Genomic DNA, 14,778 nt, shown 5'->3' on the forward strand with positions numbered 1-14,778 from the left:
CGCCAGGACACGGCCCGGCGCGTCGCGGCCGGCGGCGCCGCGCATGCGGCCTCGCCGGACGTGCGCCGCACGCCCTACCTCTCCGAAGAAAAGCGCATCGCCGCGCAACGCATCGCGCACGACCTGCGCGAACGCATCGGCACGCTGCAGCGCCTCGGCCTCGGCTACCTGTCGCTCGAGCGCAGCACGCCGACGCTGTCGCCCGGCGAGCTGCAGCGGCTGCGCCTGGCCACGCAGATCCGCTCCAACCTGTTCGGTGTCGTCTACGTGCTCGACGAGCCGTCGGCCGGCTTGCATCCCGCCGACGGCGAAGCACTGCTCGACGCGCTCGACCAGCTCAAGCGCGCTGGCAACTCGCTGTTCGTCGTCGAGCACGACCTGGAGATGATGCGGCGCGCCGACTGGCTGGTCGACGTCGGCCCCGAGGCCGGCGAGCGCGGCGGCCAGGTGCTGTACAGCGGCCCGCCGGACGGATTGCGCCGGATCGGCGCCTCGCAGACCGCGCGCCACCTGTTCGCCACCGCGCCGGCCTCGCCGCGCCAGCCGCGCCCACCGGCCGGCTGGCTCGAACTGCGCGGCATCACGCGCAACAACCTGAAGGACGTCGACGTGCGCTTTCCGCTCGGCGCCTTCACCGCGGTGAGCGGCGTCTCGGGCTCCGGCAAGTCGAGCCTGGTCAGCCAGGCGCTGGTCGAGCTGGTGGCCGCGCAGCTGGGCCACGAACCCGAGCGCGACGAGGACGACGGCGACGCGCTGCAGGCCGGGGCCGACGCGCCGACCGCCGGCCGGCTGCACGCCGGCATGGACGCGATCAAGCGGCTGGTGCGCGTCGACCAGAAGCCGATCGGCCGCACGCCGCGCTCCAACCTCGCCACCTACACCGGCCTGTTCGACGCGGTGCGCAAGCTGTTCGCGGCGACGCCCGCGGCACGCAGCCGCCGCTACGATGCCGGCCGCTTCTCGTTCAACATCGCCAGGGGCCGCTGCGACACCTGCGAAGGCGAAGGCTTCGTCAGCGTCGAGCTGCTGTTCATGCCCAGCGTCTACGCGCCCTGCCCCACCTGCCACGGCGCGCGCTACAACGAGGCCACGCTGAAGGTGACCTGGAACGGCCGCAGCATCGCCGACGTGCTGCGCCTGACGGTCGACGAGGCCTGCGAGGTGTTCGCCGCCGAACCCGCGGTGGCCAAGCCGCTGGCGTTGCTGCGGGCGATCGGCCTGGGCTACCTGCGCCTGGGCCAGCCGGCCACCGAGCTGTCGGGCGGCGAGGCGCAGCGCATCAAGCTCGCGACCGAACTGCAGCGCATGCAGCGCGGCGACACGCTGTACGTGCTGGACGAACCCACCACCGGCCTGCACCCCGCCGACGTCGACAAGCTGATGGCGCAGTTGCAAGGCCTGGTGGACGCCGGCAACACGGTGATCGTGGTCGAGCACGAGATGCGCGTGGTGGCCGCGAGCGACTGGGTCATCGACGTCGGGCCCGGGGCCGGCGAGCAAGGCGGGCGCATCATCGCGAGCGGCACGCCGCAGGCCGTCGCCGCAGCGGCCGGAAGCCGCACCGCCCCCTACCTCGCGAAGCTGCTCACTCCGGCAGCAGCCGGTATCCCACGCCCGTCTCGGTGAGGATGTGCTTCGGCTGCGCCGAGTCGTCCTCCAGCTTCTGCCGCAGGTTGCCCATGTAGACCCGCAGGTAGTGCGTGCTCTGCGAATGGCTCGGCCCCCACACCGCACGCAGCAGGTGCGGGTGCGTCATCACGCGGCCGGCGTTCTCGATCAGCACGCCCAGCAGCCGGTACTCGATCGGCGTCAGGTGCACCTCGGTGCCGGCCTTGCGCACGATGCGCGCCGCCAGGTCGACGTCGACGTCGCCGAAGCGGAACACCGCATCCGGCGTCGCCCGACCGGCGCGCACGCGGCGCAGGTTGGCGCGCGTGCGCGCCAGCAACTCGGCCACGCCGAAGGGCTTGGTGATGTAGTCGTCGGCACCGGCATCCAGCGCCGCCACCTTCTCGGCCTCCTGCGTGCGCGCCGACAGCACGATGATCGGCACGCCCGACCAGGTGCGCACCTGGCGGATGAAGTCCACGCCGTCGCCGTCGGGCAGGCCGAGGTCGGCGATCACCAGGTCGGGCCGCCGCGTGCCGGCCTCGACCTGGCCCTGCTTCACCGTACCGGCCTCGAACACCTGCCAGCCCTCGGCCTCCAGCGCACTGCGCACGAACTGCAGGATCTCGCGCTCGTCCTCGAGCACCAGGGCGATCGGCGTGGGCATGGACATCAGGGCTCCGTGTGCGGAATGGCGGCCGGCACGTCATCGGCCAGGTCGAGCGCCGGCGGCGTGCCCAGCGGCAGGCTGAACGTGAAGGTGGCGCCGTGCGGCTGCGTGGCGCGCACCCAGATGCGCCCGCGGTGCGCCTCGACGATGGCCCGGCAGATCGCGAGGCCGAGGCCGACGCCGGGGGTCGACGATTCGGCATGGCCGCGCGTGAACTTCTCGAAGATGGCGTCTTCCTGGCCCGCGGGCACACCCGGCCCGTGGTCGCGCACGCTGACCAGCAGCTGCCCATCGGCCGCGCGGGCGAGAAGCTCGACCGGCGCATCCGGCGGCGTGTACTTGCCGGCGTTCTCGAGCAGGTTGACCAGCACCCGCTCGATCAGCACCGCATCGCATTCGACCAGCGCCACGCCGGGTTCGATGCGGATCGCGAGCGGTCGCTGGCCGATCGATCCCTGCGCCGCCTTCACCGCGCCGCCGAGGATCTCCTCGACCGACTGCCATTCGATGCGCAGCCGGATCTCGCCGCTCTGGATGCGCGCCATGTCGAGCAGGTTGGTCACCATGTCAGCCATGCGCATCGACCGGTCGGCCATGCCGGCCGCCATCTCGCGCTGCCGCCCGCTCAGCGGCGGCTGGCTGGCCGCCAGCATCTCGGCCGTGCCGACCAGCGCCGCCAGCGGCGTGCGCAGGTCGTGCGACAGCGCGGCGAGCAGCGAGTTGCGCAGCCGCTCGGATTCCATCTGCACCGTCGCGTTCTGCGCCACCTCGACGTAGTGCACGCGCTCCAGCGCCATCGCGGTCAGCGCGGCGAAGGTCTCCAGCTGCTGGCGCTGTTCGGGGATCAGCAGGAAGCGCGGCTCCTGCGGCTGCACCGCCAGCACGCCGCGCGAACGCATCGTCGCCTTCAGCGGCAGGTACAGCCAGGCGCTGCCGGCCAGCGTGTCGGTGCCCAGGCCGGCGGCCTGGCCGTGGTCCAGCGTCCATTGCGCGGTGCCCAGGTCCAGGCCCGCGGCGTCGCCGGCCGGCGGCTGCAGGCGCTCGTCCAGGCCGAGCACGTAGACCGCCACCTGGGCGCGGAACTCGCGGCCGATCACCGCCTGCGCCACCTCCACCGCGTGCGCGTGCGTCAGCGTGTTCGACAGGTCGCGCGCCGCCTCGAACAGCGCGCGCGAGCGCGCCTCGCGGTGCGTCGCCACGCGCGCCTGGAAGCGCAGGCCGGCCGTCAGCTGGCCGGTGACCAGGCCGACGATCAGCATCACCGCGAAGGTCAGCAGGTATTGCACATCGGAGACGGCAAACGACAGCCGCGGCACGACGAAGAAGAAGTCGAAGGCCGCGACGTTGACGAAGGCCGCCAGCACCGCCGGCCCGCGCCCCAGCCACACGGCGATGCACACCACCGACAGCAGGAACACCATCACGATGTTCGCGAGGTCGAAATACGGCACCAGCAGGTGGGTCAGCACGGTGGTCGCGGCGCAGGCCGCGGCAGCCAGCGCGTAGCGGCGCAGCGGCATGGCGATGCCGTCCTGCGGCTCGGCGGCGGAGCCACGCGCTGCCGGCGCGGCGCGCGCGCGTTGCGCCCGGCCGACCTCGATGCGGTCGACGTCGGGCGCCAGCCGCGCGATCGCATCGCCGAGCCGGCGACGCGGCCACCACGGCGACGCGTCGGCACGCCCCAGCACCAGCTTCGACAGGTTGTTCTCGCGCGCATGCGCCACCAGCGCCTGCGCGACGTCCTGGCCCGACAGCACCGCGCTGCGCGCCCCCAGGTCCTGCGCCAGCTTGACCGCCTGCAGGATGCCGTCGCGCCGCGCCACCGGCAGCCGCTGCAGCGCCGGCGTCTCGACATACACCGCATGCCAGGTCACCGCCAGCTGCTGCGCCAGCCGCGCGGTGCTGCGCACCACGTGCTCGGCCCCCTCGTGCGGGCCGATGCAGCACAGCAGCGCCCCCTCGGTCTTCCACACCTGCGCGATCGCGCGGTCGCTGCGGTAGGCCTGCACGTCGTCCTCGACGCGATCGGCCGTGCGCCGCAGCGCCAGCTCGCGCAGCGCCATCAGGTTGCCCTTGCGGAAGAAGTTCTTCGCCGCCCGCTCGGCCTGCGCCGGCAGGTACACCTTGCCGGCCTGCAGGCGGTCGATCAGCTCGTCGGCCGGCGTGTCGACCATCACCACCTCGTCCGCCCGGTCGAAGAAGGTGTCGGGCAGCGTCTCGTGCACCACGATGCCGGTGATGCCGCCGACCACGTCGTTCAGGCTCTCCAGGTGCTGCACGTTCAGCGTGCTGTAGACGTCGATGCCGGCGGCCAGCAGCTCCTCGACGTCCTGCCAGCGCTTCGGGTGGCGCGAGCCGGCCACGTTGGAATGCGCCAGTTCGTCGACCAGCACCAGCCCGGGCCGGCGCGCGAGCGCGCCGTCGAGGTCGAACTCGGCCAGGCGCCGGCCGCGGTACTCGATCTGCCGGGCCGGCAGCAGCGGCAGGCCTTCGAGCAGCGCCGCGGTCTCGCTGCGGCCGTGCGTCTCGACCACGCCGGCCACGACGTCCACGCCCTCGGCCAGCAGCTTGCGCGCAGCCACCAGCATCGCGTACGTCTTGCCGACGCCGGCCGACGAGCCGAAGTAGATGCGCAGCCGGCCGCGGCCCTCGCGCTGCGCGTCGGCGCGGATCTGCGCCAGCAAGGCGTCGGGGTCGGGGCGCTGGTCGTCAGTCATCGTGAAATGCCATTGTCACCGTCCGAAAGCCTAGGGTCCGGCGCATCAAATCGGTATAGAGATTCGGCGAACCCAGGAACACCCTGCCCGGAATTTAGGCGTTTACTAAACAACGACGGGTTTCTACACTGCGGCGACCGTGGCCTCCACTTCCTCCTCCGCCGCTTCAACCACCGCTGCCGATGGCTGCCGCCGCCTGCACTGGGCGCACGGCGAGGCCGAGTTGCATGCCTTCGGCGGCATGTTGGCGCCGGTGGTGTTCCGTGCCGCAGGCCACGCGGATTTCTCGCCGATGCAGGTGGCGCCCTGGGCCGACGACCCCGCCGCCCATCGCCAATGGCCCGGCCTGCTGGGGCACCTGCGCGGCGAGTGGCCCTGCGTGCCGTTCGGTCGCTGTGACCGGCCGGCTGGCTTGCCGGGCGGCTGGCAGGCGCTCGAGCCGGCCGACGGCTGGGGCCACGGCTACGCGTCCCACCACCGCTGGGAATGGCAGCCGGCCGACCCGCTCGCGCTCGCGCTGCGGATCGACCTGCCGCCGGACCAGCCGGTGCAGCGCCTGACCCGCAGCGTGCGCGCCGTCGCCGATGCGCCTGCGCTGGAGATCGAGCTGCGGATCGACGCCCGCCGGCCCTGCACGCTGCCGGTCGCGCTGCACCCGACGCTGCGGCTCGACCTCGGCCGGATGCAGCTCGACGCTCCGCACGACGGCCCCGCCTTCAGCTACCCGGTGCCGGCCGAGCCCGGCCGCTCGCGGCTCGCGCCGGATGCCCGCTTCGACCACTTGGCCGCCGCGCCGCTGGCCGGGGGCGGCAGCGGCGATTTCACGCGCTACCCGCAGCCGGCCGACGCTGAAGACCTGCTGCAGCTGACCGACCTGCGCGGCCCCGTCACCGCCCGTTTCGACGACGCCGGCTGGGCCCTGGCGCTGGACTGGGACCGCACGCTGCTGCCCGACCTGATGCTGTGGATCAGCCACCGCGGCCGCCTTGCGCCGCCATGGAACGGCCGGCACCTGGCGCTGGGCCTGGAACCGATGAACGGCGCCTGGGACCTGGGCCGCGTCGGCCAGCCGCCGGCCGGCCACCCGCTGGCGCAGCGCCGCGGCCTCGTCCTGGCGCCCGGCCAGCCGGCCGCGATCCGCTACCGGCTGGCCGCGCAGCCGCTGGAGGCCCCGGAGTGAGCAGCGGCGTGACGATCCGCGACATCGCCGAGGCGGCCGGCGTCTCGATCGGCACCGTCTCGCGTGCGCTGAAGAACCAGCGCGGCCTGTCCGACGACACACGGCGCCAGGTGCGCGAGGTCGCGCGCAGCCTGGGCTACGACGCCGGGCGGCTGCGATCGGCCAAGGCACGCCGGCTGGTCTTCATGGTGCACCGCCACCACAGCAGCTTCTCGCAGAACCCGTTCTTCTCGCAGGTGATGCACGGCGTCGAGGAGGCCTGCCGCGAGTTCGGCGTGGTGCCGACGGTGCTCAGCGCCGGCCCGGCCGATCCGGTGCGCCAGCTGCTGCGCCTGCACGAGCCGGACGCACTGATGGCCGCCGGCTATTTCGAGGCCGAGGTGGTGGAGCTGCTGCGCGCGATGGACCTGCCGCTGGCCCTGGTCGACTTCTGGATGCCCGGCTGCCGCGCGGTGAACCCCGACAACGCCCAGGGCGGCTACCTGGCGACGAGCCACCTGCTGCGGCTGGGCTACCGGCGCGTCGCCTACCTGGCCGGATCGCTGGCGCACTTCAGCATCCGCGAGCGCGAGCGCGGCTACCGGCGCGCGCTGTTCGAGGGCGGCGTGCTGGCCGACCCCGACCTGGAGGTGGTCTCGCCGCCGGGCCTGGACACCTCGGCCGGCGCCGAGGCCGCGATGCGCGAACTGCTGAAGCTGCGCCCGCGCCCGGACGCCGTGTTCGCCTACAACGACATGGCGGCGCTGGCCGCGATCCGCGTCTGCCAGGCGGCGGGGCTGCGGGTGCCGCAGGACATCGCCTTCGTCGGCTTCGACGACATCGCCGCCGCCGGCTACGGCGCGGTCGGGCTGACGACGATGCGCGTCGACAAGGAGGCGCTCGGCCGCACCGGCGTCGAGATGGTGATGCAGGGGGACGCGATGCCGCAGGACATCGTGCAGCCGGTCGAGCTGGTGGTGCGCGAAAGCTGCGGCGCGTAACCCAGGGACGATCCCCGGATTGGCATCCGGTCTGCTAAACACGGTTTGTTTCGCTCATTGCGCTGACTCTTGCGCGGGAATCCCCCGTCCGACGGCCGAACCCTGCCACTTATCCTGGAAGGCGTGACCTCGCCGTCACCAACACACAAGCAGGAGACAAACCCATGACCCAACGTCATCTCAAGACCCTGATCGTCGCCGCCTGCGGGCTGGCGCTGAGCAGCCTGGCCGCCGCGCAGCAGAGCGTGGAGGTGCTGCACTGGTGGACCTCGGGCGGCGAGGCCGCCGCGCTGAACGTGCTGAAGGGCAACCTCGAGAAGCAGGGCGTCAAGTGGAACGACATGCCGGTGGCCGGCGGCGGTGGCGAAGCCGCGATGACCGCGGTGCGCGCCCGCGTGACGGCCGGCAACCCGCCCACCGCCGTGCAGCTGCTCGGCTTCGACATCCAGGACTGGGCCAAGCAGGGCGTGCTGGCCGACCTGAACGCCGTCGCCGCGAAGGAGAACTGGGACAAGGTCGTGCCGGGCGCACTGCAGGCCTTCTCCAAGTACGACGGCAAGTGGATCGCCGCGCCGGTGAACGTGCACTCGACCAACTGGGTCTGGGCCAACAAGGCGGTGCTCGACAAGGCCGGCGTCACGACGCTGCCGACCAGCTTCGACGAGTTCATCGCCGCCGCCGAGAAGGTGCAGAAGGCCGGCTTCATCGCCCTCGCCCACGGCGGCCAGCCGTGGCAGGACGCGACGCTGTTCGACAGCGTCGTGCTCACCACCGGCGGCATCGACTTCTACAAGAAGGTGTTCATCCAGAAGGACAAGGCGGCGCTGGGCTCGCCGACCATGCTGAAGGCCTTCGACCGCATGGGCCAGCTGCGCAAGCTGGTCGACAAGGACTTCTCCAACCGCGACTGGAACCTCGCCTCGGCGATGGTGATCAGCGGCAAGGCCGGCTTCCAGATGATGGGCGACTGGGCCAAGGGCGAGTTCGTCAGCGCGAAGAAGAAGCCGGGGGTCGACTTCCTGTGCATGCGCTTCCCGGGCACGCAGGGCATGGTGTCGTTCAACTCCGACCAGTTCGCGATGTTCAAGGTGGGCGCCGACAAGTCGGCCGCGCAGGCCAAGATGGCCAGCGCCGTGATGGACCCGGTGTTCCAGTCGGCCTTCAACGTCGTCAAGGGCTCGGTGCCGGCCCGCACCGACGTGCCCGACACCGCGTTCGACGACTGCGGCAAGAAGGGCATCAAGGACCTGGCCGAAGCCAGCGGCAAGGGCGCGCTGGTGGGCTCGATGGCGCACGGGCACGCGGTGCCGGCCGGCATCAAGAACGCGTTCTACGACGTGATCACGCGCCACTTCAACGGGCAGATCGACAGCAAGACGGCCGTCAAGGAAATGGTCGCCGCCGTCGACAACTGACCTGCTGAATCGCCGATGAGAGCCCCGCTGGTCGCCAAGGCCGTCCTGTCGCCGAGCATCCTGCTGATCGGCGTCTGCGTCTACGGCTACATCGCGTTCACGGCCTGGCTGTCATTCACCGCATCGACGATGGTGCCGGTGATGACGCTGCACGGGCCCGAGGCCTACGTGCGGCTGGTGGGGCTGAACAACTGGGTGCTGTCGGTCAAGAACCTGGGCATCTTCGCGACGCTGTACATCGTCGGCTGCGGCGTGCTGGGCCTGGTGCTGGCGGTGCTGATCGACCAGAAGATCCGCGCCGAGGCGGCCTTCCGGTCGATCTTCCTGTACCCGATGGCCTTGTCCTTCATCGTCACCGGCACCGCGTGGAAGTGGCTGATGGACCCGGGCATCGGGCTGGAGCGCTCGATGCACGCGCTCGGCTGGAGCAGCTTCGCGTTCGGCTGGGTGAAGGACAGCGACCTGGCCATCTACTGCGTCGTCATCGCCGCGGTGTGGCAGACCTCGGGCTTCGTGATGGCGCTGTTCCTGGCCGGGCTGCGCGGCGTCGACACCGAGGTGGTCAACGCCGCGCGGCTGGACGGTGCACGCCCGTGGCGCATCTACCAGCGGGTGATCCTGCCGCAGCTGGGCGCGAGCTTCATCTCGGCCTTCGTGATCCTGGCCCACATGGCGATCAAGTCCTACGACCTGGTGATCGCGCTGACGAACGGCGGCCCCGGGCGGGCCAGCTGGTTGCCGTCGCTCTTCATGTACCAATACACCTTCACGCGCAACGAGATGGCGGTGGGCGCGGCCAGCGCGGTGCTGATGCTGATCGCGATCGGCATCGTCGTGATCCCGCACATCCTGCGCGAGACGCGCCAGGGAGGCACGCATGGCTGAGCGCAGCCTGAAGACCGCCGTGTCGCGTGCCGTGCCGCGCGTCGTGCTGTACGGCGTGCTCGGCTACTTTGCGCTGCTGTTCCTGATGCCGCTGTACGTGATGCTGGTCAATTCGGTCAAGCCGCTGGACGAGATCCGCAGCGGCGACCTGATGGCCTGGCCGCAGGCCTTCACGCTGCAGCCGTGGAACGACGCCTGGAGCCTGGCCCAGATCGGCGTGCAGGCCACCGGCCTGAAGCCGTACTTCGTCAACAGCTTCCTGATGACCGTGCCGGCGGTGCTGGTCTCCACCGGCATCGGCGCCTTCAACGGCTACGTGCTGACGCAGTTCCGCTTCCGCGGCGCGCACGTGGTGTTCGCGGCGCTGATGTTCTCGGTCTTCATCCCGTTCCAGATCGTGCTGATCCCCATGGCGCGCACGCTCGGGCTGCTGCACCTGGCCGGCAGCGTGCCGGGGCTGGTGCTGGTGCACGTGGTGTATGGCATCGGCTTCACCACCCTCTTCTTCCGCAACTACTACGCTGCCTTCCCGCCCGAGCTGGTGCGCTCGGCGCGCATGGACGGGGCACGCTTCTTCCGGCTGTTCTTCCGGTTGCTGCTGCCCAACAGCGTGCCCATCATCGTCGTCTCGATCATCTGGCAGTTCACCAACGTCTGGAACGACTTCCTGTTCGGTGCCTCGTTCAGCGACTACAGCAGCTTCCCGATCACGGTGGCGCTGAACAACCTGGTGAACTCGAGCACCGGCGTGAAGGAATACAACGTGCACTTCGCGGCGGCCTTCATCGCGGGCGCACCGACCTTGCTGGTCTACATCCTCTCCGGTCGCTACTTCGTCCGCGGCCTGATGGCCGGCTCCGTCAAAGGCTGACACCCAACATGGCAGACCTCGCCCTGCGCGGCATCCACAAGCTGTTCGGCAACACCCGCGTGCTGCACGAGATCGACATCCACCTGCCGGACGGCGAGTTCCTGGTGCTGGTCGGGCCCTCGGGTTGCGGCAAGAGCACGCTGATGAACCTGATCGCCGGCCTCGAGGAGCCGAGCGGCGGGCAGATCCTGCTGGGCGGACAGGACATCACCGGCGCCGGCCCGGCCGACCGCAACATCTCGATGGTGTTCCAGTCGTACGCGCTGTACCCGAACATGACCGTGGCGGCCAACATCGCCTTCCCGCTCGAGATGCGCGGCGTGCCGCAGGCCGAGCGCGACAAGACGGTGCAGGAGGTGGCCGCGATGCTGCAGATCGACCACCTGCTGACGCGCCGCCCGCGCCAGCTGTCGGGCGGGCAGCGCCAGCGCGTCGCGATCGGCCGTGCGCTGGCACGGCACCCGCAGCTGTTCCTGTTCGACGAGCCGCTGTCCAACCTGGACGCGAAGCTGCGCGTGGACATGYGTGCCGAGATCAAGCGCCTGCACATGCGCACCGGCGTGACGACGATCTACGTGACGCACGACCAGGTCGAGGCGATGACGCTGGGCTCGCGCATCGCGGTGCTGGACGCCGGGCGCATCCAGCAGCTGGCGACGCCGCTGGACATCTACACCCGGCCGGCCAACCGCTTCGTCGCCGAGTTCATCGGCTCGCCGTCGATCAACATGTTCGATGCGGTGCGCGACGCATCGGGTGCCCTGCGGTTGACCGATGGCACGGCGATCGGCGAGCTGCGCGACGCCCCCACCGGCCCGCTGGTCGTCGGCGTGCGCCCGGAAGACCTGAGCCTGCGCGACGACGGCCAGCTGGCCGGCCGCATCGCGCTGGTCGAGCCGACCGGGCCGGAGACCTATGCGCTGGTCGACGTGGGCCAGCGCGAGATCACGGTGCGCATGAGCGGCCTGCCGAACGTGGCGCCGGGAGCCGCGGTGCGGGTGCACGTGCCGCCGCATGCGCTGCACGTCTTCACGGCCGACGGCAGCAAGCGCCTCAACTGACCCAGGAGGATCAGCCCATGGAAGCCTGGATGAACGATGTGCCCGCCGCGGTGCTCGAATCGCAACGGCACCTGCGCCGCGACGTGAAGGACCTGCCGGGCCGCTTTGCGCGCCTGGACGACGCGCTGCAGGCGGAGGTGAGCGCGATCCGGGCCGAGCAGGCGCAGGGCGGCGCGGTGCCCGAGATCCGCTATGCCGACCTGGCCGCCGGTGCGGTGACGCCGGCGCAGGTGGCGCACATCAAGCGCCGCGGCTGCGTCGTGATCCGCGGCGTGTTCGACCCCGACGTGGTCGGCGCGTGGAACGAAGCCATCGTGCGCTACATCGACGAGGTGCACTACCTGCAGCGCATGCCGCAGAAGGCCGGGCTGGACAAGTACTTCAGCGCGCTCGGCTCGAGCCGGCCGCAGATCTTCAGCCTGTACTGGTCGCGCCCGCAGATGCAGGCGCGGCAGCATCCGGACATGGCCGCCGCGCGCGCCTGGCTGAACCGGCTGTGGACCTTCGAGAAGAACGGCACGCGCTACTTCGACCCGGACCGCCAGTTCAACTACGCCGACCGCATCCGCCGCCGCGAGCCGGGCGATTCGACACTGGGGCTGTCGCCGCACTCCGACGGCGGCTCGGTCGAGCGCTGGTGCGAGCCGAGCTTCCGCCACGTCTACCGCGAGGTGTTCGACGGCGACCCGCTGGCCTTCGATCCGTTCGATGCCGAGGGCCGCACGACCACGCGCGAGATCCCGTCTCCGGCGGTGTGCTCGGCCTTCCGCACCTTCCAGGGCTGGACGGCGCTGACGCGCCAGGGCCCGGGCGATGGCACGCTGAAGCTGGTGCCGATCGCGAAGACCACGCCCTGGATGCTGCTGCGCGCGCTGCAGCCCGACGTGCCCGAGGGCGATCTGTGCGGCGCGCAGCCCGGCCGTGCGCTGGGTGCGTCGCCGCAGTGGCATACGGCCTTGCTGGAAGGGCTGGTGTCGATCCCGCGCGTGGAGCCGGGCGACACGGTGTGGTGGCACTCGGACGTGATCCATGCGGTTGAGGACCAGCATGCCGGCAAGGGCTACAGCAACGTGATCTACATCGGCGCGGCGCCGTGGTGCGACAAGAACGCCGCGTTCGCGCAGCGTCAGGCGGCCGCCTTCACCGAGGGCCGCAGCAGCCCTGACTTTGCGCCCGAGAACTATGAACTGGGCTTCGAGGGCCGCGCGCGGGAGGAGAATCTGAGCCCGCTCGGCCGCATGCAAATGGGGCTGCGGCCCTGGAACTGAGACCTTTCCCTTCCCTTCTCCATGTCTTCTTCGATCCCCACCACGCCCGATTTCCGCAGCCCTGCATTCCTGCTCGGCCACATCCGCCACACGCTGTCGTTCTACGACGGCCGCTGCCGCGACGACAGCGGCGGCTTCTTCCACTTCTTCAAGGACGACGGCAGCGTCTACGACCGGCGCACGCGCCACCTGGTCAGCAGCACGCGCTTCATCTTCACGCATGCGATGGCCTTCCGCCGCTTCGGCGAGGCGCGCTACCAGGACGGCGTGCGCCATGGGCTGCGCTTCCTGCAGCAGGCGCACCGGCAGCCGAACGGCGGCTATGCGTGGCAGCTGGACTGGGACGGGCAGAAGGCGACGCTGCAGGATCCGACCAACCATTGCTACGGGCTGGCCTTCGTGGTGCTCGCGCATGCGCATGCCGTGATGGCGGGCGTGGATGAGGCACGGGCCGGGCTGGAAGAGAGCTTCCAGCTGATGGAGCAGCGCTTCTGGGAGCCGGCGCATGGCCTGTATGCCGACGAGGCCGATGCGGCCTGGCAGGTGGGCAGCTACCGCGGGCAGAACGCCAACATGCACGGCTGCGAAGCGATGATGGCCGCCTTCGACGCGACGAAGGACCCGAAGTACCTGCAGCGCGCGCTGACGCTGGCCGAATCGATCACGCAGCGCCAGGCGGCGCTGGCCGTCACGCAGGACGGGCCGCTGGTGTGGGAGCACTACCAGCGCGACTGGTCGGTCGACTGGGACTACAACAAGGACGACAAGACAAATATCTTTCGGCCGTGGGGCTTCCAGACCGGGCACCTGACGGAGTGGACCAAGCTGCTGCTGCAGTTGGAGACGCACCTGCCGGCCGACCAGCGGCCGGCCTGGCTGCTGCCGACGGCGCAGCGCTTCTTCGACACCGCGATGCGGCGCGGCTGGGATGCCGCCAACGGCGGGTTGGTGTACGGCTTCGGGCCGGACGGGCAGGTCTGCGACGGCGACAAGTATTTCTGGGTGCAGGCCGAGAGCCTGGCCGCCGCCGCGCTGCTGGCGCTGCGCACCGGCGACGCGGCCTCCTGGGGCTGGTACGACAAGCTGTGGGGCTACAGCTGGGCGCACATGGTCGACCATCGGTACGGGGCCTGGTACCGCATCCTCACGCAGGACAACCGTTCGTACTCCGACGAGAAGAGCCCGGCGGGCAAGGTGGATTACCACACGATGGGGGCGTGCTACGACGTGCTGAGGGGCTTGAGGGCCTGAGGGTCCCTGCGCCGCTTCGGCTCGGCGCCCGAGCCGCTGGCGATGCACAGGCAGCTGATCGGATTGCGGATCTCGTGCGAAATGCCGCCCGCGAGGAAGAGCAGCGCGAACAGGATCTTCCTCACCTCAACCCCCGCTTGACGGCCGCTCGGCCAGCAAGGCCTGGATCTTCTTCTCCGTCTCCCCATAGCGCCCCTCGCCGAAGTGCGAGTAGACGATGCGCCCCTGCTTGTCGATCAGGTAGATGGCCGGCCAGTACTGGTTGTTGAAGGCGCGCCAGGTGCCATAGCTGTTGTCCTGCGCGACCGCGTGCTTGATCTGCAGCCGCTTGATCGCCTCCTGCACGTTGGCGGTCGACTTCTCGTACGCGAACTCCGGCGTGTGCACGCCAACCACCACCAGCCCCTGGTCCTTGTACTTCTCGTGCCATTCCTTCACATACGGCAGGTGGTTCAGGCAGTTGATGCAGGTGTAGGTCCAGAAGTCGACCAGCACCACCTTGTCGCGCAGCTCGGAGAGCTTCAGCGGCTGCGAGTTGAGCCACTTGTCGATGTTCTGGAACTCGGGTGCGGCGCGCACGTCGCCGGCCGGCGTGTCGCCACCGCGCGGCGGCGTCGCGAACGACAGGGCGGCCACCGAGGCCACGACGGCGACGGCGAAGGGAAGCGCGATGGATCGGATGCTCATGCTGTTCAAGGCCTCGGGAGAATGGCGTTCCGGTGTGGAACGGGCGCATTCTTGGCCCGGCCTGCAAGGATCAGCCCGCCTTTCGTATGCCCGTGTATCGGCCACGGGAACGCCACACACTACATTTCATGCGGTCGCTTCGATGACCTCGGGCGGCCAGTGTCGAGAATTCAACAGGGACGGAC

13 protein-coding genes are annotated in these 14,778 nt (G+C 70.4%); 9 read left to right on the forward strand and 4 right to left on the reverse strand.

Annotated features, from left to right (window positions below):
* Positions 1 to 1,626 (forward strand): excinuclease ABC subunit UvrA (locus AC1DYN_RS14110; protein ID WP_477960494.1); only part of this gene is annotated, 1,626 nt, incomplete at its 5' end.
* Here AC1DYN_RS14110 and kdpE read toward each other — a convergent pair.
* A complete protein-coding gene (gene kdpE / locus AC1DYN_RS14115; RefSeq protein WP_477960595.1) occupies positions 1,586 to 2,275 on the reverse strand; it encodes a two-component system response regulator KdpE in 690 nt (229 codons plus the stop codon). The two genes, AC1DYN_RS14110 and kdpE, sit on opposite strands and share 41 nt — an antisense overlap.
* A gap of 5 nt (positions 2,276 to 2,280) precedes the next feature.
* Positions 2,281 to 4,995 (reverse strand): two-component system sensor histidine kinase KdpD, encoded by a 2,715-nt coding sequence (kdpD, locus tag AC1DYN_RS14120; protein WP_477960495.1) that lies wholly within the window; start codon positions 4,993 to 4,995, stop codon positions 2,281 to 2,283.
* 139 nt (positions 4,996 to 5,134) lie between these two features.
* Between kdpD and AC1DYN_RS14125 the strand changes: the two genes are divergently transcribed.
* From AC1DYN_RS14125 to AC1DYN_RS14160, 8 genes are all read left to right on the forward strand, one after another.
* A complete protein-coding gene (locus AC1DYN_RS14125; RefSeq protein WP_477960497.1) occupies positions 5,135 to 6,175 on the forward strand; it encodes an aldose epimerase family protein in 1,041 nt (346 codons plus the stop codon).
* Positions 6,172 to 7,155 (forward strand): LacI family DNA-binding transcriptional regulator, encoded by a 984-nt coding sequence (locus AC1DYN_RS14130; protein ID WP_477960499.1) that lies wholly within the window; start codon positions 6,172 to 6,174, stop codon positions 7,153 to 7,155. The genes AC1DYN_RS14125 and AC1DYN_RS14130 overlap by 4 nt, the downstream gene beginning before the upstream one ends.
* Before the next feature lie 164 nt (positions 7,156 to 7,319).
* Positions 7,320 to 8,570, forward strand: coding sequence for an ABC transporter substrate-binding protein (locus AC1DYN_RS14135; protein WP_477960501.1), 1,251 nt, complete (start codon positions 7,320 to 7,322; stop codon positions 8,568 to 8,570).
* A gap of 15 nt (positions 8,571 to 8,585) precedes the next feature.
* The gene (locus AC1DYN_RS14140) at positions 8,586 to 9,455 is read left to right on the forward strand and encodes a carbohydrate ABC transporter permease (RefSeq protein ID WP_477960503.1); all 870 of its coding nucleotides are present in this window, start codon (positions 8,586 to 8,588) and stop codon (positions 9,453 to 9,455) included.
* Complete coding sequence (locus AC1DYN_RS14145; RefSeq protein WP_477960505.1) at positions 9,448 to 10,326, forward strand: carbohydrate ABC transporter permease; 879 nt, start codon at positions 9,448 to 9,450, stop codon at positions 10,324 to 10,326. Before AC1DYN_RS14140 ends, AC1DYN_RS14145 begins: the two co-directional genes overlap by 8 nt.
* Before the next feature lie 8 nt (positions 10,327 to 10,334).
* Positions 10,335 to 11,387, forward strand: coding sequence for an ABC transporter ATP-binding protein (locus AC1DYN_RS14150; RefSeq protein WP_477960507.1), 1,053 nt, complete (start codon positions 10,335 to 10,337; stop codon positions 11,385 to 11,387).
* A gap of 17 nt (positions 11,388 to 11,404) precedes the next feature.
* Entirely contained in the window at positions 11,405 to 12,655 is a 1,251-nt protein-coding gene (locus AC1DYN_RS14155) for a YbiU family protein (RefSeq protein WP_477960509.1), read from the forward strand.
* Positions 12,656 to 12,676: 21 nt separating this feature from the next.
* Entirely contained in the window at positions 12,677 to 13,906 is a 1,230-nt protein-coding gene (locus AC1DYN_RS14160; RefSeq protein WP_477960511.1) for an AGE family epimerase/isomerase, read from the forward strand.
* On the opposite strand, the gene AC1DYN_RS14165 is transcribed toward AC1DYN_RS14160, so the two are convergent.
* Together AC1DYN_RS14165 and AC1DYN_RS14170 are read right to left on the reverse strand one after the other, a co-directional pair.
* Positions 13,876 to 14,031, reverse strand: a complete 156-nt coding sequence (locus AC1DYN_RS14165; protein WP_477960513.1) for a hypothetical protein — start codon at positions 14,029 to 14,031, stop codon at positions 13,876 to 13,878. The genes AC1DYN_RS14160 and AC1DYN_RS14165 overlap by 31 nt on opposite strands.
* A gap of 1 nt (position 14,032) precedes the next feature.
* Positions 14,033 to 14,593, reverse strand: a complete 561-nt coding sequence (locus tag AC1DYN_RS14170; RefSeq protein ID WP_477960515.1) for a thioredoxin family protein — start codon at positions 14,591 to 14,593, stop codon at positions 14,033 to 14,035.
* Positions 14,594 to 14,778 lie beyond the last annotated feature (185 nt).

The sequence above is a fragment of the Rhizobacter sp. P2_D12 genome (genome assembly GCF_056404395.1).

Coding starts and splice junctions, on each gene's coding strand:
- kdpE (WP_477960595.1), bottom strand. CDS start 2,275: ATGCCCACGCCGATCGCCCTGGTGCTCGAGGACGAGCGCGAGATCCTG.
- kdpD (WP_477960495.1), bottom strand. CDS start 4,995: ATGACTGACGACCAGCGCCCCGACCCCGACGCCTTGCTGGCGCAGATC.
- AC1DYN_RS14135 (WP_477960501.1), top strand. CDS start 7,320: ATGACCCAACGTCATCTCAAGACCCTGATCGTCGCCGCCTGCGGGCTG.
- AC1DYN_RS14140 (WP_477960503.1), top strand. CDS start 8,586: ATGAGAGCCCCGCTGGTCGCCAAGGCCGTCCTGTCGCCGAGCATCCTG.
- AC1DYN_RS14145 (WP_477960505.1), top strand. CDS start 9,448: ATGGCTGAGCGCAGCCTGAAGACCGCCGTGTCGCGTGCCGTGCCGCGC.
- AC1DYN_RS14155 (WP_477960509.1), top strand. CDS start 11,405: ATGGAAGCCTGGATGAACGATGTGCCCGCCGCGGTGCTCGAATCGCAA.
- AC1DYN_RS14160 (WP_477960511.1), top strand. CDS start 12,677: ATGTCTTCTTCGATCCCCACCACGCCCGATTTCCGCAGCCCTGCATTC.
- AC1DYN_RS14170 (WP_477960515.1), bottom strand. CDS start 14,593: ATGAGCATCCGATCCATCGCGCTTCCCTTCGCCGTCGCCGTCGTGGCC.